Annotated in this window: 26 protein-coding genes; 13 read left to right on the plus strand and 13 right to left on the minus strand. The window is 69.5% G+C overall.

Annotated features, from left to right (window positions below; all coding sequences use genetic code 11):
• Nucleotides 1–85: 85 nt before the first annotated feature.
• Nucleotides 86–946 (minus strand): hypothetical protein, encoded by an 861-nt coding sequence (locus tag ABZ406_RS19190; RefSeq protein ID WP_357763163.1) that lies wholly within the window; start codon nt 944–946, stop codon nt 86–88.
• Nucleotides 947–983: 37 nt separating this feature from the next.
• A complete protein-coding gene (locus tag ABZ406_RS19195) occupies nt 984–2,828 on the minus strand; it encodes a phosphoenolpyruvate carboxykinase (GTP) (RefSeq protein ID WP_357763165.1) in 1,845 nt (614 codons plus the stop codon).
• Between the two features lie 427 nt (nt 2,829–3,255).
• On the opposite strand from ABZ406_RS19195, the gene ABZ406_RS19200 reads away from it, so the two are divergent.
• The 3 genes from ABZ406_RS19200 (at nt 3,256) to ABZ406_RS19210 (ending at nt 5,246) form a co-directional block, all read left to right on the plus strand.
• On the plus strand, nt 3,256–3,804 hold the full coding sequence (locus tag ABZ406_RS19200; protein WP_357763168.1) for a GtrA family protein: 549 nt from the start codon (nt 3,256–3,258) through the stop codon (nt 3,802–3,804).
• A gap of 63 nt (nt 3,805–3,867) precedes the next feature.
• Nucleotides 3,868–4,575 carry a GtrA family protein gene (locus ABZ406_RS19205; RefSeq protein WP_357763171.1) on the plus strand — a complete coding sequence of 236 codons (708 nt, stop codon included), beginning with the start codon at nt 3,868–3,870 and terminating at the stop codon, nt 4,573–4,575.
• The gene (locus ABZ406_RS19210; RefSeq protein WP_357763174.1) at nt 4,572–5,246 is read left to right on the plus strand and encodes a MaoC/PaaZ C-terminal domain-containing protein; all 675 of its coding nucleotides are present in this window, start codon (nt 4,572–4,574) and stop codon (nt 5,244–5,246) included. The genes ABZ406_RS19205 and ABZ406_RS19210 overlap by 4 nt, the downstream gene beginning before the upstream one ends.
• Nucleotides 5,247–5,292: 46 nt before the next feature.
• On the opposite strand, the gene ABZ406_RS19215 is transcribed toward ABZ406_RS19210, so the two are convergent.
• Nucleotides 5,293–5,865 (minus strand): PH domain-containing protein, encoded by a 573-nt coding sequence (locus tag ABZ406_RS19215; protein WP_357763177.1) that lies wholly within the window; start codon nt 5,863–5,865, stop codon nt 5,293–5,295.
• Between the two features lie 107 nt (nt 5,866–5,972).
• The gene (locus tag ABZ406_RS19220; RefSeq protein ID WP_357763180.1) at nt 5,973–6,848 is read right to left on the minus strand and encodes a biotin--[acetyl-CoA-carboxylase] ligase; all 876 of its coding nucleotides are present in this window, start codon (nt 6,846–6,848) and stop codon (nt 5,973–5,975) included.
• 84 nt (nt 6,849–6,932) lie between these two features.
• Between ABZ406_RS19220 and ABZ406_RS19225 the strand changes: the two genes are divergently transcribed.
• Complete coding sequence (locus ABZ406_RS19225) at nt 6,933–8,516, plus strand: acyl-CoA carboxylase subunit beta (RefSeq protein WP_357763183.1); 1,584 nt, start codon at nt 6,933–6,935, stop codon at nt 8,514–8,516.
• A 30-nt stretch (nt 8,517–8,546) separates the two neighbouring features.
• Here ABZ406_RS19225 and ABZ406_RS19230 read toward each other — a convergent pair whose 3' ends face one another.
• From ABZ406_RS19230 to ABZ406_RS19245, 4 genes are all read right to left on the minus strand, one after another.
• A complete protein-coding gene (locus ABZ406_RS19230) occupies nt 8,547–9,401 on the minus strand; it encodes a hypothetical protein (protein ID WP_357763186.1) in 855 nt (284 codons plus the stop codon).
• Nucleotides 9,394–9,894, minus strand: coding sequence for a SigE family RNA polymerase sigma factor (locus ABZ406_RS19235; protein WP_357763189.1), 501 nt, complete (start codon nt 9,892–9,894; stop codon nt 9,394–9,396). The genes ABZ406_RS19230 and ABZ406_RS19235 overlap by 8 nt, the downstream gene beginning before the upstream one ends.
• A gap of 61 nt (nt 9,895–9,955) precedes the next feature.
• On the minus strand, nt 9,956–10,939 hold the full coding sequence (locus tag ABZ406_RS19240) for a 2-dehydropantoate 2-reductase N-terminal domain-containing protein (RefSeq protein WP_357763192.1): 984 nt from the start codon (nt 10,937–10,939) through the stop codon (nt 9,956–9,958).
• A 21-nt stretch (nt 10,940–10,960) separates the two neighbouring features.
• Nucleotides 10,961–11,704 (minus strand): M50 family metallopeptidase, encoded by a 744-nt coding sequence (locus ABZ406_RS19245; RefSeq protein WP_357763195.1) that lies wholly within the window; start codon nt 11,702–11,704, stop codon nt 10,961–10,963.
• A 101-nt stretch (nt 11,705–11,805) separates the two neighbouring features.
• Here ABZ406_RS19245 and ABZ406_RS19250 point away from each other — a divergent pair, with 101 nt between their 5' ends.
• The gene (locus ABZ406_RS19250; RefSeq protein ID WP_357763198.1) at nt 11,806–12,357 is read left to right on the plus strand and encodes a Uma2 family endonuclease; all 552 of its coding nucleotides are present in this window, start codon (nt 11,806–11,808) and stop codon (nt 12,355–12,357) included.
• A gap of 126 nt (nt 12,358–12,483) precedes the next feature.
• Complete coding sequence (locus ABZ406_RS19255) at nt 12,484–13,236, plus strand: GH25 family lysozyme (protein WP_357763201.1); 753 nt, start codon at nt 12,484–12,486, stop codon at nt 13,234–13,236.
• Between the two features lie 83 nt (nt 13,237–13,319).
• Here ABZ406_RS19255 and ABZ406_RS19260 read toward each other — a convergent pair whose 3' ends face one another.
• Nucleotides 13,320–13,547, minus strand: coding sequence for a hypothetical protein (locus ABZ406_RS19260; RefSeq protein WP_357763204.1), 228 nt, complete (start codon nt 13,545–13,547; stop codon nt 13,320–13,322).
• 65 nt (nt 13,548–13,612) lie between these two features.
• Nucleotides 13,613–15,637, minus strand: coding sequence for a protein kinase (locus ABZ406_RS19265; RefSeq protein WP_357763207.1), 2,025 nt, complete (start codon nt 15,635–15,637; stop codon nt 13,613–13,615).
• Nucleotides 15,638–15,727: 90 nt separating this feature from the next.
• Here ABZ406_RS19265 and ABZ406_RS19270 point away from each other — a divergent pair, with 90 nt between their 5' ends.
• The 6 genes from ABZ406_RS19270 (at nt 15,728) to ABZ406_RS19295 (ending at nt 20,898) form a co-directional block, all read left to right on the plus strand.
• Complete coding sequence (locus tag ABZ406_RS19270) at nt 15,728–15,922, plus strand: acyl-CoA carboxylase epsilon subunit (RefSeq protein ID WP_357763210.1); 195 nt, start codon at nt 15,728–15,730, stop codon at nt 15,920–15,922.
• 91 nt (nt 15,923–16,013) lie between these two features.
• Nucleotides 16,014–16,472, plus strand: a complete 459-nt coding sequence (locus ABZ406_RS19275; protein ID WP_357763212.1) for a hypothetical protein — start codon at nt 16,014–16,016, stop codon at nt 16,470–16,472.
• The gene (locus ABZ406_RS19280; RefSeq protein WP_357763215.1) at nt 16,469–17,854 is read left to right on the plus strand and encodes a hypothetical protein; all 1,386 of its coding nucleotides are present in this window, start codon (nt 16,469–16,471) and stop codon (nt 17,852–17,854) included. Before ABZ406_RS19275 ends, ABZ406_RS19280 begins: the two co-directional genes overlap by 4 nt.
• Nucleotides 17,854–19,020, plus strand: a complete 1,167-nt coding sequence (locus ABZ406_RS19285) for a S8 family serine peptidase (protein WP_357763218.1) — start codon at nt 17,854–17,856, stop codon at nt 19,018–19,020. The genes ABZ406_RS19280 and ABZ406_RS19285 overlap by 1 nt, the downstream gene beginning before the upstream one ends.
• 559 nt (nt 19,021–19,579) lie before the next feature.
• Nucleotides 19,580–20,248 (plus strand): nucleoside triphosphate pyrophosphatase, encoded by a 669-nt coding sequence (locus tag ABZ406_RS19290; protein ID WP_357763221.1) that lies wholly within the window; start codon nt 19,580–19,582, stop codon nt 20,246–20,248.
• Nucleotides 20,245–20,898, plus strand: coding sequence for an O-methyltransferase (locus ABZ406_RS19295; protein WP_357763224.1), 654 nt, complete (start codon nt 20,245–20,247; stop codon nt 20,896–20,898). The genes ABZ406_RS19290 and ABZ406_RS19295 overlap by 4 nt, the downstream gene beginning before the upstream one ends.
• 127 nt (nt 20,899–21,025) lie before the next feature.
• On the opposite strand, the gene ABZ406_RS19300 is transcribed toward ABZ406_RS19295, so the two are convergent.
• From ABZ406_RS19300 to ABZ406_RS19310, 3 genes are all read right to left on the minus strand, one after another.
• On the minus strand, nt 21,026–21,781 hold the full coding sequence (locus ABZ406_RS19300) for an ABC transporter permease (protein ID WP_357763227.1): 756 nt from the start codon (nt 21,779–21,781) through the stop codon (nt 21,026–21,028).
• A gap of 18 nt (nt 21,782–21,799) precedes the next feature.
• Nucleotides 21,800–22,759, minus strand: coding sequence for an ATP-binding cassette domain-containing protein (locus ABZ406_RS19305; RefSeq protein ID WP_357763230.1), 960 nt, complete (start codon nt 22,757–22,759; stop codon nt 21,800–21,802).
• A 121-nt stretch (nt 22,760–22,880) separates the two neighbouring features.
• Nucleotides 22,881–23,492, minus strand: a complete 612-nt coding sequence (locus ABZ406_RS19310) for a PadR family transcriptional regulator (RefSeq protein ID WP_357763360.1) — start codon at nt 23,490–23,492, stop codon at nt 22,881–22,883.
• Between the two features lie 150 nt (nt 23,493–23,642).
• Here ABZ406_RS19310 and ABZ406_RS19315 point away from each other — a divergent pair, with 150 nt between their 5' ends.
• On the plus strand, nt 23,643–25,394 hold the full coding sequence (locus tag ABZ406_RS19315) for a biotin carboxylase N-terminal domain-containing protein (protein ID WP_357763233.1): 1,752 nt from the start codon (nt 23,643–23,645) through the stop codon (nt 25,392–25,394).
• The last annotated feature ends 9 nt before the right edge of the window (nt 25,395–25,403 follow it).

The raw sequence follows: 25,403 nt of genomic DNA on the forward strand, positions 1-25,403 counted from the left end.
ACGGCAGGGCGCAATGGGCAGGGAATGGGCGGTGGTCGGTCGCCGGGTTGGCACCCAGCGGCCTCGGTGTGGGGCCGCTCCCGCGTCAGGGTTGAGGTGGGGCGTCGGGGGCGCGGGTGGCGCGGCGCAGGCCGTACAGGGTCAGCCCTGCCGCCGCGACCAGGGGGGCGCCGTCGCGGACCAGGCCGTCCACGCCGAGCAGCCACCAGCACAGCGGCAGGTCCACAGCGAGTACGACCACCGTGACGACGACAAGCAGGCCGCGCGCCCAGTCCTTGCCCCGCATCAGGAACGCGGTGCAGAACAGCACCGCATAGCTGGCCGTGATGCCCGCGCCGAACCAGAACAGCACGGCCGGGACCGCTGTCAGTCGACCGTCCAGGATGGAACCCCCGGCCACCAGGGCGGGCACCAGCATCAGCGGGCTGTAGGTGAAGGCCGCCACCCGGCTGGTCAACAACCAGGCGCTGGCCTGTGGCCGGCGTGGAGGGGTTTCCCGCCAGGAGATGCCGTCCCGGTCGATGACGAGGCGGGGACGGTGCCGCACCAGGTGCCCGGCCAACGCCGACGAGCGGTAGAGCAGCCAGACCACCACGACACACAGTGCGGTGAGGATCGCGAAGCCGAGCAGACCGGGCAGCGGCGGCACCCCCTGCCGGGGCACGATGAGGCGGCCGACCGCGAAAACCGTGGTGACCGCGAGGATCAGCCCGAACGGGCGGGCCACCGTACGACCCCGGCGCACGTGCCCGATCAACAGCAGGAACCCGAACGAGCGCAGCATGGCCCAGCCGGTGCGTACGGCCAGCCCGAAACCCTGCTCCGGGGCGTACCACCAGTTGAGCAGCTCGACCACGACGGTGGCCGCCGCGGTCGCCGCCAGCAGGGTGGTGAGCACCCGGACGGCGGACGGCCGCCGGACCTGGGTCTCGGCGGCCGTCGTCATGAGAACCGATGTTGCCCGCGCGGGGCGATTCTCACACCTACCGCTGCGGCTGTGCGGCGTCGAGGCGCGCGCGCAGGGCGTCCAACTCGGCCCAGAGCACGCCGGGCAGCTTGTCACCGAACTTCTCGAACCACTCGGTGATCATCGGCAACTCGTTGCGCCACTCGTCCGGGTCGACCTTCAGCGCGATCCGGACGTCCTCCGGGGTCATGTCCAGGCCCTCGACGTCGAGGGCGTCCGGCGCGGGGACCATGCCGACCGGCGTCTCCACCGCGTCGGCAGTGCCCTCGATCCGCTCGACGACCCACTTGAGCACCCGGGAGTTCTCCCCGAAGCCGGGCCAGAGGAACGAGCCGTCCGGGTCCTTCCGGAACCAGTTGACGTAGTAGATCTTCGGCAGCTTCGCCTCGTCGCCGTCGGTTCCCTTACCCATCTCGATCCAGTGCCGGAAGTAGTCCCCGGCGTGGTAGCCGATGAACGGCAGCATCGCCATCGGGTCCCGCCGGACCACACCGACGGCGCCGGACGCGGCGGCGGTGGTCTCCGAGGAGAGCGTGGCGCCCATGTAGACGCCGTGCACCCAGTCGCGGGCCTCGGTCACCAGCGGAACGGTGTCCTTGCGGCGACCGCCGAAGAGGATCGCGTCGATCGGCACACCGTTCGGGTCGAAGTACTCGTCGGCGAGGATCGGGCACTGGGTGATCGGGGTGCAGAACCGGCTGTTCGCGTGGGAGGACAGGCTGTCGCTCTCCGGCGTCCAGTCGTTGCCCTTCCAGTCGATCAGGTGCGCCGGCGGCTCACCCATGCCCTCCCACCAGACGTCACCGTCGTCGGTGAGGCCGACGTTGGTGAAGACGGAGTTGCCCCGGTCCAGGGTGCGCATGGCGTTGGCGTTCGTCTTCCAGTCGGTGCCGGGCGCGACGCCGAACAGGCCGTACTCGGGGTTCACCGCGTAGAGGCGGCCATCCGGGCCGAACCGCATCCAGGCGATGTCGTCGCCGATGGTCTCGACCTTCCAACCAGGAATGGTCGGCTCCACCATGGCGAGGTTGGTCTTTCCGCAGGCGGACGGGAACGCGCCGGCGATGTGGTAGACCCGGCCCTCCGGCGAGGTGATCTTGAGGATCAGCATGTGCTCGGCGAGCCAGCCCTCATCCCGACCCATGACGCTGGCGATCCGCAGCGAGTAGCACTTCTTGCCCAGCAGCGAGTTACCGCCGTACCCCGAGCCGTACGACCAGATCTCCCGGCTCTCCGGGAAGTGCGAGATGTACTTGGTGTCGTTGCACGGCCAGGCGACGTCCTGCTGGCCGGGGGCGAGCGGGGCGCCGATCGAGTGCAGCGCGTGCACGAAGTCCGCGTCATCGCCCATGGCCTCGAGGACCCGGGTGCCCATCCGCGTCATGATGCGCATCGAGGCGACCACGTACGGGCTGTCGGTGATCTCGACACCGAACATCGGGGACTCGGCCTCGACCGGGCCCATGACGAAGGGGATGACGAACATGGTGCGACCGCGCATGGAGCCCCGGTACAGATCCGTCATCGTCCGCTTCATCTCGGCCGGCGCCATCCAGTTGTTGGTGGGGCCGGCGTCCGCCTCGTCGACGGAACAGATGTAGGTGCGTTCCTCGACCCGGGCGACGTCCGTCGGGTCGGTGCGCGCGTAGAACGAGTTGGGCTTCTTCTCCGGGTTGAGCCGGATCAGGGTGCCGGCCTCGACCAGCTCATCGGTGAGGCGGCGCCACTCCTCGTCGGACCCGTCCACCCAGACGACACGGTCAGGGGTGGTCAGTTCCGCGACCTCACGGACCCAGGCGAGCAGTTTCGGATGGGACGTCGGGGCCTGATCGATACCCCGCACAACAGCCGGAGCAACCATGACACATCTCCTTGTGGTCGACGCTGACCGATCTATGGGATGCACGAGACTCGGCGGCGCGAAGCGTCGCCTTCGTGGAAACCTGGGATTGGCCTCAGCGTAAACCGGGCAGCCTTCCGAGTCAGTGGGACAGGTTGTGAAGAACTGCACAAGCTACGGCCTCGCTGCGGTATCACGAGCTGATACCCGCTTTCCCGCGCAGTTTCACGCAAATCTTGTTGTGTACCCCGGCGGACGCTTGTTGCGGTCGGGCCGTGGACCTGCCCCGCCGACCGATGCGCGGATTCCCGTTCCGAGGCGGCTCAGTCCTCCCAATTGGCTACGCTCTGTGTAGCGGTTACACACAGGGCGCTGGGCCCCTCCGGGAGACCACGCCCGCTTGCCGTTGCTACCCCTCTGACTGGCCGGCAGCCGGTAGGCTCCCCCCGTGGCCGCCACGATGACCGGGGAACAACCGGGTCCCCGGCAGACCCGACGGGGTCTCGTCGGCAAGCTCCTCGACCGATTCGGTCACCTGCTCCGCGAGCTGAGCAAGTTCGCCACCGTCGGCGGTTTCGCCTTCCTCGTCGACTTCGCGCTCTTCAACTACCTGACGAGCAGGCAGGGCGTCGAAGAGTTGACCGCGAAGACGATCTCCACGGTGATCGCGGCCTCCATCGCCTTCGTGGGCAACCGGTTCTGGACCTGGCGGCACCGCCAGCGCAACAACGCGGCCCGCGAGTACGCCCTCTTCTTCTTCTTCAACGCGGTCGGCCTCGGCATCACGGTGGCCTGCCTCGCGCTCAGCCGCTACGGGCTCGGGGCCATCTGGCCAGCCGTGTTCCAGACCCGCCTGGCGGACAATCTCGCCAGCTACATCGTCGGCACCGGGTTCGCCACGCTGTTTCGATTCTGGTCGTACCGGCGGTTCGTCTTCGTCGAAGCGGGAACCCCGACCCTTCCGCAGGTGAATCCCGACCGTGACCCCGAGGCGTGACCTGCCGCCCATCTCGTTCGGCCGGTGATCGCCGGCCGCACCGACTGCCCTAAGGTGTTTCGCATGCGTCTTGTCCGCCTGCTGCCTGAGCGCTGGCAAAAGTTCATCAACGAGGCGCTCAAGTTCGGCATCGTCGGCGGCATCAACACCGTCATCAATTACGCGGTGTTCAATGCCCTTGCACTGACCGTTTTCGTCAATGGTCAGTTGAAGGCGACAGTGATCGCGACCATCGTCGCCACGATCACGTCGTACCTGATGAATCGGCACTGGACGTACCGCGATCGCCCGAAGTCGGCACTTCGCCGGGAATATCTCCTTTTCTTCCTTTTCAACGGCGCTGGCCTGCTCATTGAGCTGGGTGCCGTGGCGGCGGCCAAGTACGGCCTCGGCGTCCACGGTCTCCTGGCGCTGAACCTGGCCAAGACCGTGGGTGTCCTGCTGGCGACGCTGTTCCGGTTCTGGTCCTACCGAACCTTCGTCTTCCAACCCGTCGCACCGCCCGAGGACGAGGCAGCGAAGCCCGACTCCACCTGGCACGGCATCCCGCGCGACGAGTGGGACACGATGGCCGAGATGGACCCGGTCGCCGAGTTGGCGGAATCCGTGTCCGAGCTGGAGGAGGCGGAGTCCGCGCCACGCGACGACTCCCCACCCGGCACGCCCACCCAGGGTCGGCCCACCCGGTTGAGCGTCAACCCCGCCGTCGACCTGGACGCGGAACTCGCCGCGGAACTGCACGTCAGCACCCGCCGCTCGCCCCGCCGGTGACGACCCAGGACGCCCGCTCCGGCACGGGGCGACCAGCCGAGCTGTTCTTCGAGGACCTCGTACCAGGGCTCACCGTCGACCTCGGCGTGGTCAGCGTCGACGCCGACGAGATGGTCGCCTTCGCCCGCCGCTTCGACCCGCAGTGGTACCACGTCGACCCCGACCTGGCGGCGGCGAGCCGACACGGCGGTCTGATCGCCAGCGGCTTCTACACGGTCAGCCTGTTCATGCGCGCGTACGTCGACCACCTGCTGTCCCGGGCCGCCGCGGACGCCTCCCCCGGCCTGGAGGAGCTGCGCTGGCTCGCCCCGGTGCGGGCCGGCGACCGCCTCGCGGTGCGGGTCGACGTGATGGGCGCCCGACCGTCGACAGCCCGACCGGGGCTCGGCACGGTAAGTCTCACCGGCACCATGCTGCGCCTCGGCCCGGACGACCGGCCCGAGCAGGAGGTGCTGCGGACCCGCTTCCGTGGCTGGTTCGCCATGCGCCAGATCGAGGCCGACCCGGCGGAGGCCAACGCCGAAGCCGACGCTGACCAGGCCGACGCTGACCGCCCTGGAGGTGGGCGGCCCGACGGCGGCCCGATCGCGGCAAACCCGTCCACCGCCGGGCCGTCCGAGGACGAACCGGCGGACAGCGGCGGCCCGCCCGAGGCGCAACGGACCGACTGACCCGCCCCCCGACACAGTGGCAGGGGCGGGTCACCACCGGCCCGGATCAGGTGGTGGTGTCGCGCAGCGGCTTGCCGTCCTGCATGTCGGCGAGCATGTCGCGCATCTCACCGTCGCCCAACGAGTGCTTGTCGTGCTGTGCCTCGACCAGCTCGTACAGGGTGGTCTGCACCCTCCCGACATCCGGCACGTCGGCGAGCACCGACTGGCCGCGCTCACCTGCCGACTCGATGGTGAGCGTCCCGCACCCGAGCAGACGCTCGACGAAACGCTGGTTCATCGCGTGGTCGTTGACCCGGGCGAGCGGGAGGTCCCGCCGGTCGCGGGAGAACACACCCTTCTGGAGCAGGACGCGCTCGTTGGTGAACAGGTAGTGGGTGGTGCGCCAGACCAGGAACGGCCACAGACCGAGCCAGAGCACCGCGACCAGGGCGATCCCCCCGATCACCGCCAGCGCGATCGAACCGCCGCCACTCTCGGGCAGCAGGAGCACACCGACCACCACCGCGGCGATGGCCAGCACCAGCACCGCGATCGGCCGGATCAACGCCTTCCAGTGCGGGTGCAGGTGCAGCACGACATGCTCGTCCTCGGTGAGCACGTCCTCAGGAAACGCCACGGGAACCTCCAACGCGATTTTCTGGACGCGCAGACGGTAAACCCCCCAGGCCCCACCACGACATCCGCCGCGCGGTCCCACTCCGCTCGGCGTGAGCGTGCAGGCCGTCAGCGGAGGTGCAGCACGTCACCGGCGGCCAGGGTTCGGGTGCCGGCGGGGGTGGCGAGGATGAGCTGACCGTCCGGGTCCACTCCGGTGGCGGTGCCGGTCAGGGACTCCCCGTTCGGGAGCAGGACGCGTACCTCACGGCCGATGGTCGCGCAGGCCGCCAGGTAGGCGTCGCGCAGGCCGCTGGCCACCGCGTCGCCACCCGCCGAACGCCACCTGTCGTACCAGTCGGCGACCGCTCGCAGCAGCGCCCGCAGCAGCGGATCCCGATCGGTGGCGACCGCGCCGGCCAACTGGAGCGAGGTGGCCGGCAGCCCGGTCGGATTCACCGGCAGCTCGTCGGCGCGCAGCGTCACGTTGAGCCCGATGCCGAGCACGATGGCCGGCGGTTGGTCCGGCGCACGTCCGGGCACCGCCTCGGCCAGTACACCGGCGCACTTCGCGTCGTCGACCAGCAGGTCGTTCGGCCACTTCAGTGTGGCCTCCAGCTCGGCCAACCGGGCCACCGCCTCGACCAGCGCCACGCCGGCCAGCAACGGCAGCCACCCGTACCCGGTGGGTGGCGCAGGCAGCCAGCCGCGGTCCGGCACTGCCTCGCCGGGCCGCAGCAGCACGCTCGTCGCGATGCCCGCCCGCGGCGGCGACTGCCAGATTCGACCACGCCGGCCCCGCCCCGCGGTCTGCCGTTCGGCGACCACCACCAGGCCCTCGGGCTCGTCGGCCCGGGCGGCCTCGGCCACGTCGGCGTTCGTGGAACCGGTCTCGGCCCGCAACTCCAGCCGGGCCCACGGCCCGTTCGGCGCGATCAACGCGCGGCGCAGCCGGGCCGCCGACAGCGGCGGTCGGTCCAGATCGGTGTACGGGGAACCCGGCATTCCGCCAGCCTACGGCGGTGCTCCGAGCGACACTGAGGCGTACTGCACAGCGGCACCCACCTGAACCATCGTTATATTCCCTGGGTGACTACCGAGACCGGGACCAACATCCACAGCACCGAGGGCAAGCTGGCGGACCTGGAGCGCCGGGTCGACGAGGCGGTGCACGCCGGGTCGGCCCGCGCGGTGGAGAAGCAGCACGCCCGCGGCAAGAAGACCGCCCGCGAGCGGATCGAGATGCTCCTCGACGAGGGTTCCTTCGTCGAACTCGACGGTCTGGCCCGGCACCGGTCCACCGCATTCGGGTTGGAGCGGAACCGCCCGTACGGCGATGGTGTGGTCACCGGCTACGGCACCGTGGACGGCCGGCAGGTGTGCGTCTTCGCGCAGGACTTCACTGTCTTCGGTGGCTCGCTCGGCGAGGTCTTCGGCGAGAAGATCGTCAAGGTGATGGACCTGGCCATGAAGATCGGCTGCCCGGTGGTCGGCATCAACGACTCCGGCGGCGCGCGCATCCAGGAGGGCGTCGTCTCGCTCGGCCTCTACGGCGAGATCTTCTTCCGCAACGTGCGGGCCTCCGGCGTCATCCCCCAGATCTCACTGGTGATGGGGCCCTGCGCCGGCGGCGCTGTCTACTCCCCGGCGGTCACCGACTTCACCGTGATGGTCGACCAGACCTCGCACATGTTCATCACCGGCCCGGACGTGATCAAGACGGTGACCGGCGAGGACGTCGGCATGGAGGAGCTGGGCGGCGCGCGGACGCACAACTCCCGCAGCGGCAACGCGCACTACCTCGCCAGCGACGAGGAGGACGCCGTCGACTACGTCAAGGCGCTGCTGTCGTACCTGCCGTCGAACAACCTCGACGAGCCGGTGGTCGTCGACGCCCCCGCCTCGCTCGAGGTCACTGACGAGGACCGGGAGTTGGACACCCTCGTCCCGGACTCGGCCAACCAGCCGTACGACATCCACACGGTGATCGAGCACGTCCTCGACGACGGCGAGTTCCTGGAGGTCCAGCCGCTCTACGCGCAGAACATCGTGGTCGGCTACGGCCGGGTCGAAGGACGACCGGTGGGTGTGGTGGCCAACCAGCCGATGCACTTCGCCGGCACCCTGGACATCGCCGCCTCCGAGAAGGCCGCCCGGTTCGTCCGTACCTGCGACGCGTTCAACATCCCGGTGCTGACCTTCGTGGACGTGCCCGGCTTCCTCCCCGGCACCGGTCAGGAGTGGGACGGCATCATCCGCCGGGGCGCCAAGCTCATCTACGCGTACGCCGAGGCGACAGTCCCCAAGGTCACCGTGATCACCCGGAAGGCGTACGGCGGGGCGTACGACGTGATGGGCTCCAAGCACCTCGGCGCGGACCTGAACTTCGCCTGGCCGACCGCGCAGATCGCGGTGATGGGCGCGCAGGGCGCGGTCAACATCCTCTACCGCTCCGAGCTGGCCGGGGCCGAGGACCCGGCCGCGGTACGGGCCGAGAAGATCGCCGAGTACGAGGACACTCTGGCCAACCCCTACGTGGCCGCCGAGCGCGGGTACGTCGATGCGGTGATCCCGCCACACGAGACGCGTACCCAGATCGTCCGGGCGTTGCGTGTGCTGCGCACCAAGCGGGAGACCCTGCCCCCGAAGAAGCACGGCAACATCCCGCTCTGATCTCGCCGGTGCCCGTTGGCCCCGAGCCGGTCAGCACTGTGGGTTGGCGGCGGCGCACATCCGGGCCGCCGCCACCACGGCGAGCTGCACGAGTTCCGCCTCGGTGCCGTCGTAGCCGAGGCGCAGCACCGAGACGGTGTCGCCGACCCGGACGACCGCCAGCAGGATCGGCGACGGAGCGTCAGCGAGCGGCTGGCCGGTCTCCAGATCCCGGGTGGCGGTGAGCGAGTCCCGCAGGATGGCGGCATCGTCCCCGGCGAAGGCCCGCCGCACCACCGACCACCGGTGCAGCGCTTCCCCCCTGCGGGTCCCTCCTGCCGTCAGGATCGGCCCGACGCTCAGCCACTGGGCACACGGAGCGACCAGGTCGTCCAAACTGGCGAAGAGGTGTCTGGCCGTCTCGGGTGCCAGCCGGAAGAGGTCCTGTGTGACCAGACCGTCCGACTGGGTGAGGATCGGCGCAGCGCGTTTGGGCACGAACGTCTGCGAACGGGACAGGATCGACATCTGCCAACCCTCCGGCTGTCCCTGGCTCGTCCGGCAGTAGCTGAGCATGCGGTCCAGCAGGACCGGCTCGCCCAGGCCCGACTCACTGAGCTGCACATCGACCTGCTGTGGCAGGTCGGCCGGCTGCAACAGGGCGTCGAGGGGTATCTCGTGCCGGGTCGGCGATGCGGAGGCGACCGGCTGAACATCGGGCGGGGACGTCCTCGGTGCGGCGACCGCCACGGCGGAACCCCCGGCGACGGCCAGCACGACGGCCGCCACCACGATTCTGCGCCGGCTGCGGCGACGACCCCGGGAGCGGATCTCCTCCGGGCCGAGCCAGCGCACGTCCTGTAGGTCCCGCTGGACCTGTTCGACGAACGTCGGGTCGTCACGCATCGGTTGCCTCCTCCAGGTCAGAGACGGCGAGCAGACCGGCGAGCGCGGCACGCCCCCGGGATAGTCGCGCCTTGACCGTGCCCACCGGGGCCGCGGTCTCCCGTGCCACCTCGGCGACCGGCATACCCATCAGGTAGTAGAGGGCGATGGCGACGCGTTGCTCCTCGGGCAGCCGGCGCAGCGCGGCGACCACCTCGACGGTGTCGGTGCCCGGGCCGGGAACCGACTCGATCGCACCGTGCCGCAGGTAGGCGCGGGCCCGACTCCGCAGGCTGCGCCACCGGCTGACGGCGATCCGGCTGGCCACCACCCGCACCCACGCCTCCGGGTCGTCGTACGCGCTGACCGTCGACCAGCGCTGCCACGCCCGGACGTACGCCTCCTGCACGGCGTCCTGCGCCTCGCCCCGATCGCCGGTGAGGGCGTAGACGAACCCGAGGAGTCGTTGCCGGCTCCCCCGGTAGAACTCGTCGAACCCGTCGACGTCCGGCACCCGAACCTCCCCGTGTCGGTCGCTGGGAACACGCACCGGACCGGGTAGCCGGTTGCCCCGATCAGCCGATCATCTTCTCCAACTCGGTGAGCGGGAACGCGCCGGCCGCGATCCGGTCCCGCACCGCCCGGCGTACGGCCCGCTGCACGGCGTCGTTCGCCGGTGTCGGTACGCCGTGCAGCCGGCCGAGCAGCGCGATCTCACCGTTGAGGTGGTCGACCTCGGTGGAGCTGGTGCCCCGGGCCAGGCTCTGCCAGGTGGAGCCACCGGAGCGGGCCTCGCCGCCGACCGGCCGCTGCCCGACCAGGTCGCCGCGTTCGGCCTTTTCCTCCTCCGGCGAGGTGTGTGCGATGCCGGCGGCGGCGAGCGCGGCGACACCTTCGGCGCGTACCCGCTCGACGAGCGCGTCCGGGATCTCCTGGCCGAGCAACGCCTGTAGGCCGTTGCCGAGGTTGCTGAGCAACTTGCCGTACTTCCAGCGCAGCACGTCGGCGCGGACCGGCGCGACGAAGCCGGCGGCGGTCAGGTCGTCGGCGATCGCCCGGTCGGTGTCGTCGGCACCCCCGGGGTACCGCCCGATGTGGAGCATCCCGGGGTGCGGGTACCCGTTGGCGACCACCACACCCGGGTCCAGGTGGGTGGCCGGCAGCCAGACGCAGACCGGGTGCACGTCGGCGAAGAGCCGCAGCGCGGCCCGCTCGTTCGCGACCCCGTTCTGTGCGGTCACCAGCGGCAGACGTTCGCCCGCCGTGCCACCGCCGACCACCGGCGCGTCCACCCAGGCCGCCAACGCGCCGGCAGTGTCCTGCGACTTCACCGTGAGGACCAGCACGGTGTCCGCCGGCAGCGGCTCGTCACCGGGCCGGTCCACCGCCGGGAGCCGGGCGGTGACCTCACCGTCGGGCTGCCGCAGGGTCAGCCCTCGCGCGCGGATCGCGCCCAGGTGGGCGCCGCGGGCCACCAGTGTCACGTCCCGGTCGGCCTGGGTCAGCCGTACGCCGATGGTCCCGCCGACCGCACCCGCCCCGATGATCACGTATCGCATGACCCACATTCTGCCCGCCGGTCAGACGGTCAGGCCGGCGTCGGTGAGGAACGGGCCGGCGAGCAGGAGCGCTCCGGCGATCAGCGCCGCCACGTTGACGAGGGTAAAGAGGCTCACCCAGAAGATCGGCGGGAACGGGGTGAGTCCGGCGAGCTGATCGGCGTCGGAGGCCGGCATCCGACCGCGCGAACGCAGGCGTTGCAGCTCCACCACCGGCCGCACCCCACCGAGCAGCAGGAACCACACCCCGGCGTACGCGAACGCGGCCTGCACCTGCGGCGTCGCGTACCAGGAGACGGCGAACACCAGTGCGCCGGTGACCAGCAGCGACACCACACCGAAGACGTTGCGGATCATGATGAGCATGGCCAGCAGCAGCGCCACCGCCACCCAGAGCAGCAAAGTGATCCGGTTACCGCCGAGCAGCCAGGCGCCGCCCAGCCCGACCAGCGGCGGTGCGACGTACCCGGCGAGCAGGGTGAGGATCATGCCCGGCCCGGTGGGACGGCCAGCGGAGAGCGTCAGCCCGGACGTGTCCGAGTGCAGCCGGATGCCGCGCAGCTTGCGACCGGTCAGCAGGGCCACCAGGGCGTGCCCACCCTCGTGCGCGATGGTGATGGCGTTACGGGCGATCCGCCACGGCAGCCGGGTGGACACCACCACCAGCGCGACGGCAGCGGTGAGGAGCACCAGCAGTGCGGGCGGGTCCGGCTGCGCGCCGAACAGCGTGTCCCACAGGTCGCCCAGCCCGTCGATCGACATCATGGGGCGCGAGCCTACCGGCGGCGTTCCGTGTCGCTCCCGAGGCACCGGCTCGTATCCTGTGAGACTGAGCAGGTCAGTTCCGAAGCGGAAGGTGGACGCCGATGAGCGCGGCACCCCTTGAACCACACATCGGGCTGTGGACCGAGGAGGACTACTTCGCCCTCGGTGAGACCGCGGACCGGATTGAGCTGCTCGACGGGAGCCTCATCGTGAGCCCAGCCCCCAGCAAGCGGCATCAGTTGGTGTCGTGGGAACTCGCCTACAGCTTGCGCCGAGCGATGCGACCACAAAATCTGCTCGTCTTTGAAGCGGTCAACGTACGGCTCGGGGTCGACCGGATCGCCATCCCCGACGTGGTCGTCGCAGACACCGACGACGAGGGCACTGTGGTGGAGGCCGCCGAGGTGGTGCTGGTCTCCGAGATCGTCTCGCCGGGCAACGCAGCCGCCGATCGCCTGGTCAAGATGCAGCTCTACGCCATCGCGCGCATCCCGTGGTACCTGCTTGTCGAGCAGGACGGTGACGATCACTCGCTCCGGCTGTTCCGGCTGGACGGTGAGCACTACGTCGAGGACCAGGTGGCCAAGACCGGCGAGACGCTGACCGTCGTCGAGCCGTTCCGCTGGCAGCTCGATCCGGCCACCCTGCGCTGATCCGCTCCGCCTCGGCCTGCGGTCCCGCGCGTTCCGACATTGAAGCTTTTATTCAACTCCACTTGCGATCTAGGGCACTTACCTCCAAAGATGGATGTCGATAGAGCGACGTCCTTGGAGGCACTCATGGCCCGTACCTCATCATCGCTGCGCCGCGCGCTCGCGGCCGGCCTCACCGTCCTCGCCACCGCGACGGCGGCCCTCGTCGCGACCGCCGGACCGGCGGCCGCCGCCACCACACCCGGTGTCGACGTCTCCCGCTACCAGGGCACCATCAACTGGACGAGCGTCCGCAACGCGGGCATCGAGTTCGCCTTCATCAAGGCGACCGAGGGCACCAGCTACAAGGACCCGAACTTCAACACCAACTACGTCAACTCGTACAACGCCGGGGTGATCCGCGGGGCGTACCACTTCGCCCGCCCGAACATCTCCGCCGGCTCCACCCAGGCCGCCTACCTGGCCTCCAACGGCGGCGCCTGGTCCGCCGACAGCCGCACCCTGCCCGCCGCGCTGGACATCGAAGCCAACCCGTACAGCGGCGGCTACTGCTACGGGCTCAGCACCACCGGGATGCGCAACTGGGTGCAGGACTTCCTGAACACCTACCGCTCCCGCACCGGCCGGTACGCGGTCATCTACACCACGACGAGCTGGTGGAACCAGTGCACCGGCAGCTGGACCGGCCCGTGGGCGAACCACCCACTCTGGCTGGCCCGCTGGTCGAGCACGCCCGGCGCCCTGCCGGCTGGCGCGTCGGTGTGGAGCTTCTGGCAGTACACGAGCACCGGCGCGGTGTCCGGGATCAGCGGCAACGTGGACCGCAACTACTGGAACGGCGACCGGAGCCGCCTGATCGCGTTGGCCAACAACACCTGACCGGGCCGTTGGCGGCAGCGGGATCGATTGTCACCACACGGTCGACATTCGGTCCGGCTGCCGCCACACCACCGGGTACGGGGTCAGGCCCGTCGCCGGCTCAGGGCCGGCACCACAACTTCCTCACGAGCCAGCGCGGCCCTGCGGGTCAACCGCCAAGCGGCCACGCCAAGGCCGGCAACGATCACGACGCCGAGCAGTGCGACGAGCACCGAGACCCCTGCGCTGACCAGCAACAGGATCGCGTCGCCGAGCGCGACGAGCATCCACAGCCCCAGCCGGGGCCGAGCGTCCCTCCGTCGGTAACCCATGTCGTGCCTCCATCCGTCGTCGACTGTCAATTACCCACGACGACGGAGAGTCATGCGAATGAGTTTCAGTCCTTACGGTCCGGCACGAAACCCTTGGCGATCCGGTCGAAGTTCGGCCGGTTGGCTGCCCAGTCCTTGTCGGCGATCTCCCACCGCAGGGCGTAACCACGGTTGCTGGCCGTCACGAACCCTCGGTTACGAACGTGGATCCGCTGCCCGTCCCGGGTCTCCAGCCACTCCCAGTCCCCACAGGTCTTCCAGAAATCGCATTCAACGATGCCGAGGAGCTTGTAGTCCTTGACGATCCCTTTGCGGTACGGCTCCTTCTCCCACCAGTCGTCGACCGCGTCCTTCTCCGGTTTGTCGGTCCACTGCACGAGCAGCTTGCCCGGCCCGTTCGACTGGTTGAAGACGACAGTGACGCTGTCGGCCTGGCTACGCACCCAACCGTCGGGGATCGGCAGGGCGAAGCCGGTCGGGTCCCGGTGCAGCTTCCAGCCCGCCGGCAACGCGTTCGGGTCGACCGACGGGGTGGCCGAAGCCGACGCCGACGGGCTCGGCGCGCCGGTGGTGGGCGGCGGAGGCGCGGCAGCGGAGGTCGGCGGGGGCGCCGACGTTGCGGCCGCACCTGTCGGGTTGGCCTGCGGGCTCTTGTCGTCGTCACTGGTCAGCATCGGTACGACCACCACGAGGCCGATCAACAGCAGGGCGACCAGCGCACCGATCAGCACGTTACGTCGGGTGTTGTTCGGCTTCGTGCCATCCGACGGCGGCACCGGCGCGCGGCCGGCCGGACTCAGCGGCGGCATCAGCGACGTCGGGGTGGTCGGCTTGCGCTGCTCCGGAGCCACCGGCGGACCGTCGACAACCGTCGGCTCGTCGTCGACGTTCGTCGTACCGTCGCCGCTCGTGTCGGGCGCGGCCGGAACCTTCGCGGTCGGCTCGGCCTCGGACGGGCCGGCCTCGGACGGTCGGGCGATCGTGGCGCTCGGCTCGGCCGGGGCCGCTGCCCCCGACTGGGACGGCACCAGCGCGGTCGGGTCGGCTGTCGCACCGGAGGAGACGACAGCCGTCGGCGTGGCATCGGCAGCGGGAGTCGCCGCGGCAGCCGAGGTCGCTGCGGCGGTGGTAGCGGCGGCGGGCGGCGGCGACACCGGGCGGTCGGCACCCTCGGCCGGTCGCGGGGCCGGCACCAGCGGCGGGCGCGGCTCGCGTGGACCGTTCGGCCCAGGCCGGCGTACGCCATCAAGCAGCGAGATGCTCCGCGACCGCTTGCCACCGGCGCGGCGCAACAGGCGCTCCGCCACCTCGGCGGTGATCCGCTCGTTCGGGTCCTTGCGCAGCAGCCCGTTGAGCACTGCCTTGAGCGGACCGGCGTTCTTCGGCGGCGGAATCGGCTCGGTGGCCAACGCGGCAAGGGTGCCGATCGCCGACGGCCGGGCGTACGGCGACTTGCCCTCCACCGCCGCGTAGAGCGTCGCGCCCAACGACCACAGGTCGGCCTCCGGCCCGGCGGTGCCGTCCCGAGCCCGCTCCGGCGAGATGTACGCGGGCGAGCCGAGCACCATGCCGGTGCGGGTCACGTTGGGGTCACCCGGAATCGTGGCGAGACCGAAATCGGTCAGAACCACCCGGCCGTCGTCACCGAGCAACACGTTGCCCGGCTTCACGTCACGGTGCATGACGCCCGCCTTGTGCGCGGCGCTGAGCGCACCCAGCACACCCAGGCCGATCTCGACAGTGCGGGCAACCCCCACCGGGCCGTCCTCGGCGAGAGTGTCCTGCAACGACCTCGACGCCACATACTCCATGACGATCCATGGATCGCCGTCCGTGCGCAGCACGTCGAAGATGCGGACCACGTTGGCGTTGTTGAGCCGGGCGATGGCCCGGGCCTCCCGCAACGAGCGCTCGCGCATCTCGCGGCGTTCCTCGTCGGTGAGACCGGGCGGCGGCACCAACTCCTTGATGGCGACATCCCGGTGCAGCACCTCGTCGCGCGCCTTCCACACCCTGCCCATGCCACCCTGGCCGAGCGGCGACAGGAGCCGGTATCGGTCAGCGACGAGTTGGGGAAGCGCGTTCGACATCGGTGAGACGGTACCCGGACCGACTGACGCTCACACCGCCGGCACGCCACTGTGCGCTTCCGGTAACTTCGCGCCGCGTACCCTGGCGGCATGTCTGCCGAAGAGCCGCTGTTCCGGGTCGTCCGCGGCGTGCCCACCGCCGAGGAACTGGCCGCTCTGGTGGGGGCGATCATCGTCCGGACCCGTCCCGCCACCGCCACCGCCCCGGCGACCGCGTCCACCTGGGCGCGGAGCGCTCGGCCGGGCACTTCCCGCGGATGGCGAGCCGCCGGCCTGCCCCGCTGACCCGAACGCACCCCGTGCGGGGGCTGTCAGGGTGGCGTGGAGCCGTTAATCTCACTCAGGGAAACGGTGCCGTTACGGGTAGGGAGGATCCATGATCCCCGAAGAGGACCGGCCAGCGCCCTGGCTACGCGGTTACGGCGGCATCGAAGCCGACATCACCCAGCTCAGAGAGTTCGCCGACCGGCTCGCCGCCGAGGTCGAGAGCAACTACGCGCCGCACCTGTCGTACATCGCCGAAGACATGTCAGCGAAGCTGCCCAACCCGTGTGACGCCTTCATCGAACTGGTCACCTTCCTGCACGCGCACCACGAGACACAGCAGGCCACCGCCGACATGGTGTACGCCGTCCGAGGCGCCACCGGCCACCTCGCCGCCGCCGCCGACCAGGTCGCCGCCCACTACGCCGACAGCGACGCCTTCACCGCCGCCCGCGTCGTGGACGTGCAACGAGCCCTCGCCAACCCGGCCAGCGTCCTCCCCGGCGGCCCCACGCCGACACTCACCGACCCGACCAGCCCCAACGCCGAAGGGCCGGTGATGCTGCCATGATCGAACGGGGCACCGGCCGCACCTCCGGCCTCACCGACTGGCACCTCATGGACGTCCACAGCATGTGGGCCTGCCTCCAGGACCACGACACCGCCAACCACTGGAAGCAGGTCGCCGGCTGGCGCAAAGTCTGCGACCTGGCACAAACCCACCTCGGCCGCCTCCAGCAGTACCGCCGCGGCCTCGCCGAGGCCTGGCCGCCCGAAACCAGCGCCGCCTCCCGCACCTACCTCGCCGAACTCGACGAACTCATCGACAAGGTGCAGCGCACCCACGACGCCGCCGCCGCGAACTACACAGCACTCTCCGCCGCAACCCAGGCCATCGGCACCACCCGCGCCGCACTCCACAAGATCTACGAGGAGTACGCGACCAAGTTCCAACAGAAGCAGGCGTACGAGTCGATGGTCGCCGACCCGAAAGCGGTGATGGGCAACCGGACCACCACGCCTCCTGTTGCTGACGGAGAACTGGAACGGCTGAACGTGCAGGCCCGTTCGATGATGTTCAACCTCAGTGGTGAACTCCAACAAGCCCAAGCAACCCTCCAAAAACCACCCCCGCCACCACGTCGACCCGGCCAACAGCCAAACGATCATGACGTTTACGGCCCGAGCGTTCACAACGTCGTCATTCCCCCGGTGGTCGCGGTGCCGATGGCGCCAGCATCCTCGCCGCCGCGATCTCCGGGAACAGCTCCTTCAAAACCTGCAGTTAACCTGACTCCGCCGAGTATCGGGCCCGTCCTGGGTGGAACAGGTGCAACCCTAACGCCGAGCATGCCGAATCCAAATTCAGCCGGGATTGCGAGCCCGGCGCCAGCGTCACCAGTTGGTCCTATAAGCCCGCCACCCGGCATTTCCGTGCGACCTGTTGGGCAACAGGCTCCCCATCCGACGGCAGGATCGATTGGTAGGCTGCCGACTGGAGCCGACGACCCCGCCAATCCTTCGAAGTCGCCGCTGTCCAATAGAGCCATGCCGCCGGGAGGTATCATCGGCGGCCCACCACCGATCGGTTTGAGTCAACCTAGCGCAGGGCCGAACCCTCTCCGCCGCGTCAACCCGATTGGCGGCGTGATCGGAGGTGGGGGAGGCGCGGGCACAGCACCTAGCGGCGGGGCTGGTTCTCGGCCTGGCGCGGGTCGGATCTATTCGGCGGCACAGAGCATTCCACCGATTGGCGGTGGCCCTGGCTCAGCGAGTCCGGGTTATATGCAGCCCAAACCTGCCCGGCCGAACGCCCGCACTACTGATAGTAGTCCGAGCCACTGGGACCCCGATAATCCTTGGGAGACTCAGAAGGGAGTAACCCCGGTAGTCCAGCCACCTGAGGACAATGGTCCCATTGATCCAGGCCCAGCTATCGGCTTCTCACGGTAATGCTATTCATCACCCGAATTATTTTGATCGCACTGGTCTTGCCAATCGGAACTTTAGCAACGGCCACAACGAACGGGCTGCCCGCTAAACACCACGGAGCGAATTTCTCCCAGTTCGATCGCATTAGAGACGACCAGTGGCATCTCCGCTTCCTGGGCGCTTCCCAAGCACATATGATTAGTAAAGGCGAAGGCGTCACGGTCGCGGTGCCAGACACCGGCGTCGACCCTCATCCCGACCTGAGGAATAATCTACTCAAGGGCACAGATACTGTAGCGGGCGGCTTGGGAGATGGCCAGCAGGACTCGAACAGCCACGGCACGAGCATGGCGGGATTAATAGCAGCACATGGCAGGGGCACAAACTCAGGCGCACTCGGCATTGCACCAGAGTCCAAAATTCTCCCGATAAAGGCGTCCGGCGCAGATAATCTTGGCGAAGCCGAAGACCTCGCCGAAGCCGTCGAATATGCGACAGCTAGAGGCGCTCAGATCATTAGCATCTCCAGCGGGGGCGCATCGACACCCCGCCTCGTCCGAGCAATCAGATCCGCCCTCGCAGCAAATATCGTAATTGTGGCATCAGTAGGCAATGCGCCCCACAGTCCAACTGCCTATCCAGCCAGCGAAGAGGGTGTCATAGCGGTTGGAGGCGTCGATCGCGCCGGACGACATGCCGCAATCTCGGTCACCGGACCGAAGATCGACGTGGTCGCTCCAGCAGTCGACATTTATAGCACCAGCTACGGCGGGAAGTACTCAAGAGGAACTGGCACGTCGAGCGCGACGGCGATCGTGGCGGGGGCTGCGGCGTTGATCAGATCCAAGTACCCGTATCTGCCGGCCCGGGAGGTGGCGCACCGGTTGACGGCTACCGCCGTCGACAAAGGCCCGCCTGGGCGTGACGACGAGTACGGCTATGGAGTGATCGATCTTGTGGCAGCGCTGACCGCAGACGTACCGCCGCTGGGGTTTGAATCGGTGAGCGCTCCGGCCGGCGACGGCGCGACCACGACGGCCAATGCTCAGCAGGGTGATGGGAGCGACGGTGCGACCGCGCGTGGCCTGGCCACTCTTGGGGTGATCGTGGCTGCCGGGGTTGGGTGGGCCGTGATTGCGCGGCGACGTCGGCGTGGTGATGATCCGCCGCCCAGGATCAGTCGCTGATCGATCAGCGGAACGCTGATCGACTCGGGTTTCTTGATGTCGGGGTGTCCCGGACGGCGGGACACCCCGACATCGCCGACGCGGAGCCGATCCTTTCGCTGGGCGAGGACGCTGAAGCGGTGATCCACTCGCCTTCCAGGAAACTGCGGTGTCCGGGGCGACGGGACACCGCGTTTTCCTGGAAGGCGAGTGGATCAAGCTCACCCCGACCACCCCGACCACCCCGACCACCCCGACCACCCCGACCACCCCGACCACCCCGACCACGCGACGGCCAGGCCGCCCAATGGGCCAGGCCGCCCAACGAAAAGGCCGCCCAATGGGCCAGGCCGCCCAACGAAAAGGCCGCCCAATGGGCCAGGCCGCCCAACAGCCAAGCCGCCCGCCCCACGGCCCGCCCACTCAAGGACCACGCCGCCCAACGACCACGCCACCTGACGACCACGCCACCTGACGGCAAGGCAGCCCGAACGGCCGAGCAGCCTGGACGGCCAAGGAAGCACGGAAGGCCGGGCGGGGTGCCGGTATTGGCGGAAAGCTTCGCGGTAACGTCGGGCTCGTGTCTGAGACCTTGCCGCTTCGCCTCGTGCTCGCTTCGGCTAGTCCTGCCCGTCGGAAGTTGCTCCAGGCTGCTGGCATTGAGCCGGAGGTCCTGGTCAGCGGGGTGGACGAGTCCCTGGTGGTGACTGAGCGGGCTGAGGAGTTGTGTCTGGAGTTGGCTCGCCTGAAGGCGCAGGCGGTGTTGACCAGGCTGAACCCGGCCGCCGACCAGCGGACGTTGGTGATCGGCTGCGATTCGGTGCTTGCCTTCGACGGGGAGATCCTCGGCAAGCCGGCGGATGCGGCTGACGCGACCCAGCGGTGGCTGCGGATGCGGGGGCGCAGCGGCGTTCTGCACAGCGGGCACTGCCTCGTCGATGTTGCCGCGGGGCGGCGTGCGGAGGCTGTCGCGTCGACGACGGTCCACTTCGCTGACGTCAGTGACGGCGAGATCGCCGCGTACGTGGCCACTGGTGAGCCGTTGGCGGTGGCTGGCGCGTTCACGATCGACGGGCTGGGTGGGGCGTTCGTGGAGCGGATCGAGGGTGACGCGGGGACGGTGGTCGGGTTGTCGATGCCGCTGCTGCGCCGGCTCCTCGCCGAACTGGATCTGCGGATCACCGACCTGTGGACGACCGTCGCGCCGGGCGGCCAAACCGTCGAGCCGATCGGTAACGTCCGGTCATGACCACCAAGTCGATCCCGCTCACCGACGAGCTGCACGCCTATCTGGTCGCTCACGGCTCCCCGCCGGACGAGATCATCCGGGACCTGGCCGAGGAGACCCGATCGGTGCTGCCGGAGCACGCCACCATGCAGGTGGCCCCGGAGCAGGCCGCGTTCCTGACGTTTCTCACCCGACTGCTCGGCGTACGGCAGGCCGTCGAGGTCGGCACGTTCACCGGGCTGTCGTCGCTGGCGATCGCCCGCGGGTTGCCCGAGGGTGGGCGACTCACCTGCTTCGACATTTCCGAGGAGTTCACCGGCATCGCCCGGCGCTACTGGGGGCGGGCCGGGGTGCAGGATCTGATCGACCTGCGCATCGGTCCGGCCGCGGACGGGTTACGGGAGCTGCCGCACGAGAGGCACCTGGACTTCGCGTTCATCGACGCGGACAAGACCGGCTACCCGATCTACTGGGCCGAGTTGGTGCCCCGGATGCGTCCGGGTGGGGTGATCGCCGTCGACAACGTGTTGCGGGGTGGGCGGGTGATCGCCCCGGAGGACGCCAACGACCGGGCCATCGCCGCGTTCAACGACGACGTCCTCGCCGACGTTCGGGTGGAGCCGGTGATGCTTCCGATCGCGGACGGCCTCACCCTCGCCCGGGTCCGCTGACCGCCAGCGAACCGTCGGGCCCCCGCCCCCGCTGACGCACCAACAACGGCAGAACAGGAAATCGGGGTGTCCCTCCGCAAGGGACACCCCGATTTTCAGGAACTCGCACGCGATCAACGATCGGCGGTCAGCGGACGCTTCGGGCGAACTGGCGGGCGGCCCAGTAGACGCCGAGCGCGGCGAGGACCGCGGTGATGCTCAGGCCCTGCCAGACCTTGTCGCTGCCGAGGTCACCGGCGAACAGGGCCCGGGTGCCGTCGACCGCCCAGAAGAACGGGTTCCAGTTGGCGATGCCCTGCAACCATCCGGGCGCGAAGGTCAGCGGCAGCAGGATGCCGGAGAGCAGCAGCACCGGCTGCGCCACCGTGTTCATCAGCGGGGCCAGCGCGTCCTCGCTCTTGACCTTGAGGGCGACGCCGTAGGAGACGGCCGAGGTCATGAGGGCGATCAGGGCGAGCATCAGGTACGCCAGCAGCAGGTCCCCGAGGAACACCCGCAGGTCGAACAGGAGCGCCAGCAGCGTGATGATGACCGCCTGCACCAGGAGTGAGACCACGTCGCGCAGCGAGCGGCCGAGCAGCAGGGCGAGCCGGCTGATCGGGGTGACCCGGGAGCGTTCGATGACGCCGGCTCGCAGTTCGGCGATGAGGCCGAAGCCCTGGAACAGGCCACCGAAGATGGCCAGCAGCACCAGCAGACCCGGTACGAAGATCTTGTAGGCGGCGGCCTGGGTGGGTGCGTTGAGTGCGGGCTTGAGCAGCGGGGCGAAGAGCAGCAGGTACATGACCGGCTGGAACACGCCGACGAAGACCCAGACCGGGTTGCGCAGCAGGAGTTGGATCTGGCGCTGGAAGATCAGCCAGGTGTCACGGGCGAATTTCATTGAAGTCGTCTCCGGTGGTCAGGACTCGCGCAGCGAGCGGCCGGTCTTGGTGAGGAAGACGTCGTCCAGGCTGGGCCGGTGCAGCTCGATCGAGCGCAACTCCAGCCCGGCGTGGTCGAGTCGGCGCAGCACCTGCGGGATGGCGGTGGCGCCCTCGTCGACGGAGAGGCGCAGGCCGCCCTCGTCGACGGTCTCCAGCTTGTTGACGTACGGCTCGCCGTCGAGTGCCTTGGCCGCCTGCTCGGTGGCGGTCAGGTCGAGGCCGACGAGCACCACGTCGCCGGAGATCTCCCGCTTGAGCTCGGCTGGCGTGCCCTCGGCCACCAACTCGCCGTTGTCCATGATCGCGATCCGGTCGCAGAGCGCGTCGGCCTCGTCCAGGTAGTGCGTGGTGATGAAGACGGTCATGCCGTCGGCGCGCAGCCGGCGGATCTCGTCCCACATGTGGGCGCGGCTCTGCGGGTCGAGGCCGGTGGTCGGCTCGTCCAGGAAGACGATCTTCGGCTCGTGGATGATGCCGAGGGCGATCTCGACCCGGCGACGCTGGCCGCCGGAGTAGGTCTTGCACTTGCGGTCGGCGTACTCGGTCAGCTGGAAGGCGTCCAGGGCGCGGGCGGCACGCCGCTGCGCGTCGGCCTTGCTGATGCCGTACATGCGGGCGTGCAGCACCAGCTCCTCGCGGGCGGTGGACTCGTCCCAGGTGCTGCCGCCCTGCGGGACGTACCCGATGCGGCGGCGCACCTCGGCCGGGTCCTTGCGCAGGTCGGCGCCCGCGATGGTGGCCTCGCCGCCGTCCGGCTCGATGAGCGTGGCGAGCATCCGCAGGGTGGTGGTCTTGCCGGCGCCGTTCGGGCCGAGGAAGCCGAAGATCTCACCCTTGGCAACGTCAAGGTCGACGCCCCGCACGGCGTCCACCGTCTTCGTCTCTCGACCCGCGCGGGAGCGGAACGACTTCCGCAGCCCCCTGGTCTCGATCATTTTTGCTCCTGGTCGTTCGGGCCGGCCGGGCCGGCCGTCGATTGGGAGGACGCCAGACGGCGCACTCACCCGCTGTGCCACCAGCAGGCTAACGCGATATAGCTTTTCTAGTCAACGTTGATTATTCTGCGTTGGTGTCGAGCGGCTCCACGCCGTCCCTCCACCCTGACCAACCCTGCGCTTCGTCCAGCTCAGCAGGCAGGTACGACACTCCGGAATCGATCCGGTCGGCGATCCGCTCGCACCAGCCCACCTCCGCCTCCGCCCGCGCCGACCACAGCTCGAACATCCAGCCCACGTGGGCGGGCTTGCGGTTGCGGACCCAGTCCGACTCCAGCGAGGCGCGCATCGACTCGACGCCGGCCCGCAGCAGGTTGGCCCGGTTACGCAGGGCGGCGGCGGCCTCGGCGCGCGGCATGGCCGGCAGGAAGGAGAAGGCAGCCACGAACGGGTCGGGAGGCTCGCTGATGGTCCACCAGGAGTTGCGCAGCAGCGTCTCGAACTCGTCCTCCCCCTTGACCGTCACCTCGTACGTGGTGCGGGCCGGACGGGCGCCGACCTGCTCGGTAGCGACGGCGCGGAGCAGCCCCTCCTCGGTGAGCTTGCGCAGGGCGTGATAGATCGATCCGGGTTGCACGTTCGCCCACTTGTCGGCGCTCCAGCTCAGCAGCTCGCGGCGCACGTCGTAGCCGTGCACGGGCTGCATCCACCGCACCAGACCGAGAATCATCATCCGAGTCGAAGACACCCGATAAGCGTAATAGCCAAGTTTGACTAAACAATGGTCGGTCCAGTGCGGCATCCCACACTGAGCGATCGTTAGGGTCGCCGTGGGCGGCCGATACACTCCCCGTCAGTAACCTGCCCGGGAGGAGCCACGAAGGTGCGCAAGGTACTCATCGCCAACCGCGGCGAGATCGCCGTCCGGGTGATCCGCGCGTGCCGCGACGCCGGCCTGGGCAGTGTCGCCGTGTACGCGGACTCCGACCGCGACGCCCTGCACGCCACCCTCGCGGACGAGGCGTACGCGCTCGGCGGGGACAGCGCGACCGAGACCTACCTACGCATCGACAAGCTGCTCGACGTCGCCGCCCGTGCCGGGGCGGACGCCGTACACCCGGGTTATGGCTTCCTCAGCGAGAATGCCGACTTCGCCCAGGCCGTCATCGACGCCGGGCTGACCTGGATCGGCCCCACCCCGCAGGCGATCCGCGACCTGGGCGACAAGGTCACCGCCCGGCACCTCGCCCAGCGGGCCGGCGCGCCGCTGGTCCCCGGCACTCCGGACCCGGTGGCCAGCCCGGACGAGGTGATGGCATTCGCCGTCGACCACGGTCTGCCGGTCGCCATCAAGGCCGCCTTCGGTGGCGGGGGGCGCGGCCTCAAGGTCGCCCGCACGATGGAGGAGATCCCCCAGCTGTTCGAGTCGGCCACCCGGGAGGCGGTCGCGGCGTTCGGGCGGGGCGAGTGCTTCGTCGAGCGGTACCTCGACCAGCCCCGGCACGTCGAGGCGCAGGTCCTCGCCGACCAGCACGGCAACGTGATCGTGGTGGGCACCCGGGACTGCTCGTTGCAGCGACGCCACCAGAAGCTCGTCGAGGAGGCCCCCGCGCCGTTCCTCAGCGACGCCCAGCGCGCGCAGATCCACGACAGTGCCAAGGCGATCTGCCGCGAAGCCGGCTACCACGGCGCTGGCACCGTGGAATACCTGGTCGGCGTGGACGGCACCATCTCCTTCCTGGAGGTCAACACCCGGCTCCAGGTCGAGCACCCGGTCACCGAGGAGACCGCCGGCATCGACCTGGTTCGCGAGCAGTTCCGGATCGCCGATGGCGAGAAGCTGCGGATCACCGAGGACCCGACGCCGCGTGGGCACGCGATCGAGTTCCGGATCAACGGCGAGGACCCGGGCCGCAACTTCCTGCCCGCCCCGGGCACCGTCACCGCGCTGCGTCTGCCCAGCGGGCCGGGTGTGCGGGTCGACACCGGCATCTCGGCCGGCGACGTGATCGGCGGCAACTTCGACTCACTGCTCGCCAAGGTGATCATCACGGGCGAGACGCGCACCGAGGCGCTGGAGCGCGCCCGGCGCGCGCTGGACGAGATGGTCCTCGACGGCATGGCCACCGCACTGCCCTTCCACCGGCTCGTCGTGCGGGACGAGGCGTTCACCGCCGAGCCCTTCACAGTGCACACCCGGTGGATCGAGACCGAGTTCCACAACACCGTGCCGGCGTTCACCGCCGCCGCCGGCACCGCCGAGGCGCCGGCCGACCGCGACACCGTCGTGGTCGAGGTCGGCGGCAAGCGCCTCGAGGTCAGCCTCCCCGCCGGCTTCGGCGCAAGTACGACCACAGCGGCACCCGCCCCCCGCAAGGCGACTCGGCGCGTCGGCGGCGCGAAGGCCGGCTCCCCGGTCGGCGGCGACGCGCTCACCTCGCCGATGCAGGGCACCATCGTCAAGATCGCGGTGGCGGACGGCGACACAGTGGCCGAGGGCGACCTGGTCGTGGTGCTGGAGGCGATGAAGATGGAACAGCCGCTGCACGCGCACAAGGCGGGCACTGTCAGTGGTCTCAGCGCGGAGGTCGGTGCCGTGATCACCGCCGGGGCCCCGATCTGCACCATCGCCTGACTGGCTTGG

The sequence above is a fragment of the Micromonospora sp. NPDC005710 genome (genome assembly GCF_040630995.1).
Taxonomy (GTDB): Bacteria; Actinomycetota; Actinomycetes; order Mycobacteriales; family Micromonosporaceae; genus Micromonospora.

What these genes read in the sequence shown, in the direction of transcription:
- ABZ406_RS19190 (WP_357763163.1), bottom strand. Translation starts at nt 946, where the DNA reads ATGACGACGGCCGCCGAGACCCAGGTCCGGCGGCCGTCCGCCGTCCGG.
- ABZ406_RS19195 (WP_357763165.1), bottom strand. Translation starts at nt 2,828, where the DNA reads ATGGTTGCTCCGGCTGTTGTGCGGGGTATCGATCAGGCCCCGACGTCC.
- ABZ406_RS19205 (WP_357763171.1), top strand. Translation starts at nt 3,868, where the DNA reads ATGCGTCTTGTCCGCCTGCTGCCTGAGCGCTGGCAAAAGTTCATCAAC.
- ABZ406_RS19220 (WP_357763180.1), bottom strand. Translation starts at nt 6,848, where the DNA reads ATGCCGGGTTCCCCGTACACCGATCTGGACCGACCGCCGCTGTCGGCG.
- ABZ406_RS19230 (WP_357763186.1), bottom strand. Translation starts at nt 9,401, where the DNA reads ATGCGTGACGACCCGACGTTCGTCGAACAGGTCCAGCGGGACCTACAG.
- ABZ406_RS19240 (WP_357763192.1), bottom strand. Translation starts at nt 10,939, where the DNA reads ATGCGATACGTGATCATCGGGGCGGGTGCGGTCGGCGGGACCATCGGC.
- ABZ406_RS19245 (WP_357763195.1), bottom strand. Translation starts at nt 11,704, where the DNA reads ATGATGTCGATCGACGGGCTGGGCGACCTGTGGGACACGCTGTTCGGC.
- ABZ406_RS19250 (WP_357763198.1), top strand. Translation starts at nt 11,806, where the DNA reads ATGAGCGCGGCACCCCTTGAACCACACATCGGGCTGTGGACCGAGGAG.
- ABZ406_RS19255 (WP_357763201.1), top strand. Translation starts at nt 12,484, where the DNA reads ATGGCCCGTACCTCATCATCGCTGCGCCGCGCGCTCGCGGCCGGCCTC.
- ABZ406_RS19260 (WP_357763204.1), bottom strand. Translation starts at nt 13,547, where the DNA reads ATGGGTTACCGACGGAGGGACGCTCGGCCCCGGCTGGGGCTGTGGATG.
- ABZ406_RS19265 (WP_357763207.1), bottom strand. Translation starts at nt 15,637, where the DNA reads ATGTCGAACGCGCTTCCCCAACTCGTCGCTGACCGATACCGGCTCCTG.
- ABZ406_RS19270 (WP_357763210.1), top strand. Translation starts at nt 15,728, where the DNA reads ATGTCTGCCGAAGAGCCGCTGTTCCGGGTCGTCCGCGGCGTGCCCACC.
- ABZ406_RS19275 (WP_357763212.1), top strand. Translation starts at nt 16,014, where the DNA reads ATGATCCCCGAAGAGGACCGGCCAGCGCCCTGGCTACGCGGTTACGGC.
- ABZ406_RS19280 (WP_357763215.1), top strand. Translation starts at nt 16,469, where the DNA reads ATGATCGAACGGGGCACCGGCCGCACCTCCGGCCTCACCGACTGGCAC.
- ABZ406_RS19285 (WP_357763218.1), top strand. Translation starts at nt 17,854, where the DNA reads ATGCTATTCATCACCCGAATTATTTTGATCGCACTGGTCTTGCCAATC.
- ABZ406_RS19295 (WP_357763224.1), top strand. Translation starts at nt 20,245, where the DNA reads ATGACCACCAAGTCGATCCCGCTCACCGACGAGCTGCACGCCTATCTG.
- ABZ406_RS19300 (WP_357763227.1), bottom strand. Translation starts at nt 21,781, where the DNA reads ATGAAATTCGCCCGTGACACCTGGCTGATCTTCCAGCGCCAGATCCAA.
- ABZ406_RS19305 (WP_357763230.1), bottom strand. Translation starts at nt 22,759, where the DNA reads ATGATCGAGACCAGGGGGCTGCGGAAGTCGTTCCGCTCCCGCGCGGGT.
- ABZ406_RS19310 (WP_357763360.1), bottom strand. Translation starts at nt 23,492, where the DNA reads ATGATGATTCTCGGTCTGGTGCGGTGGATGCAGCCCGTGCACGGCTAC.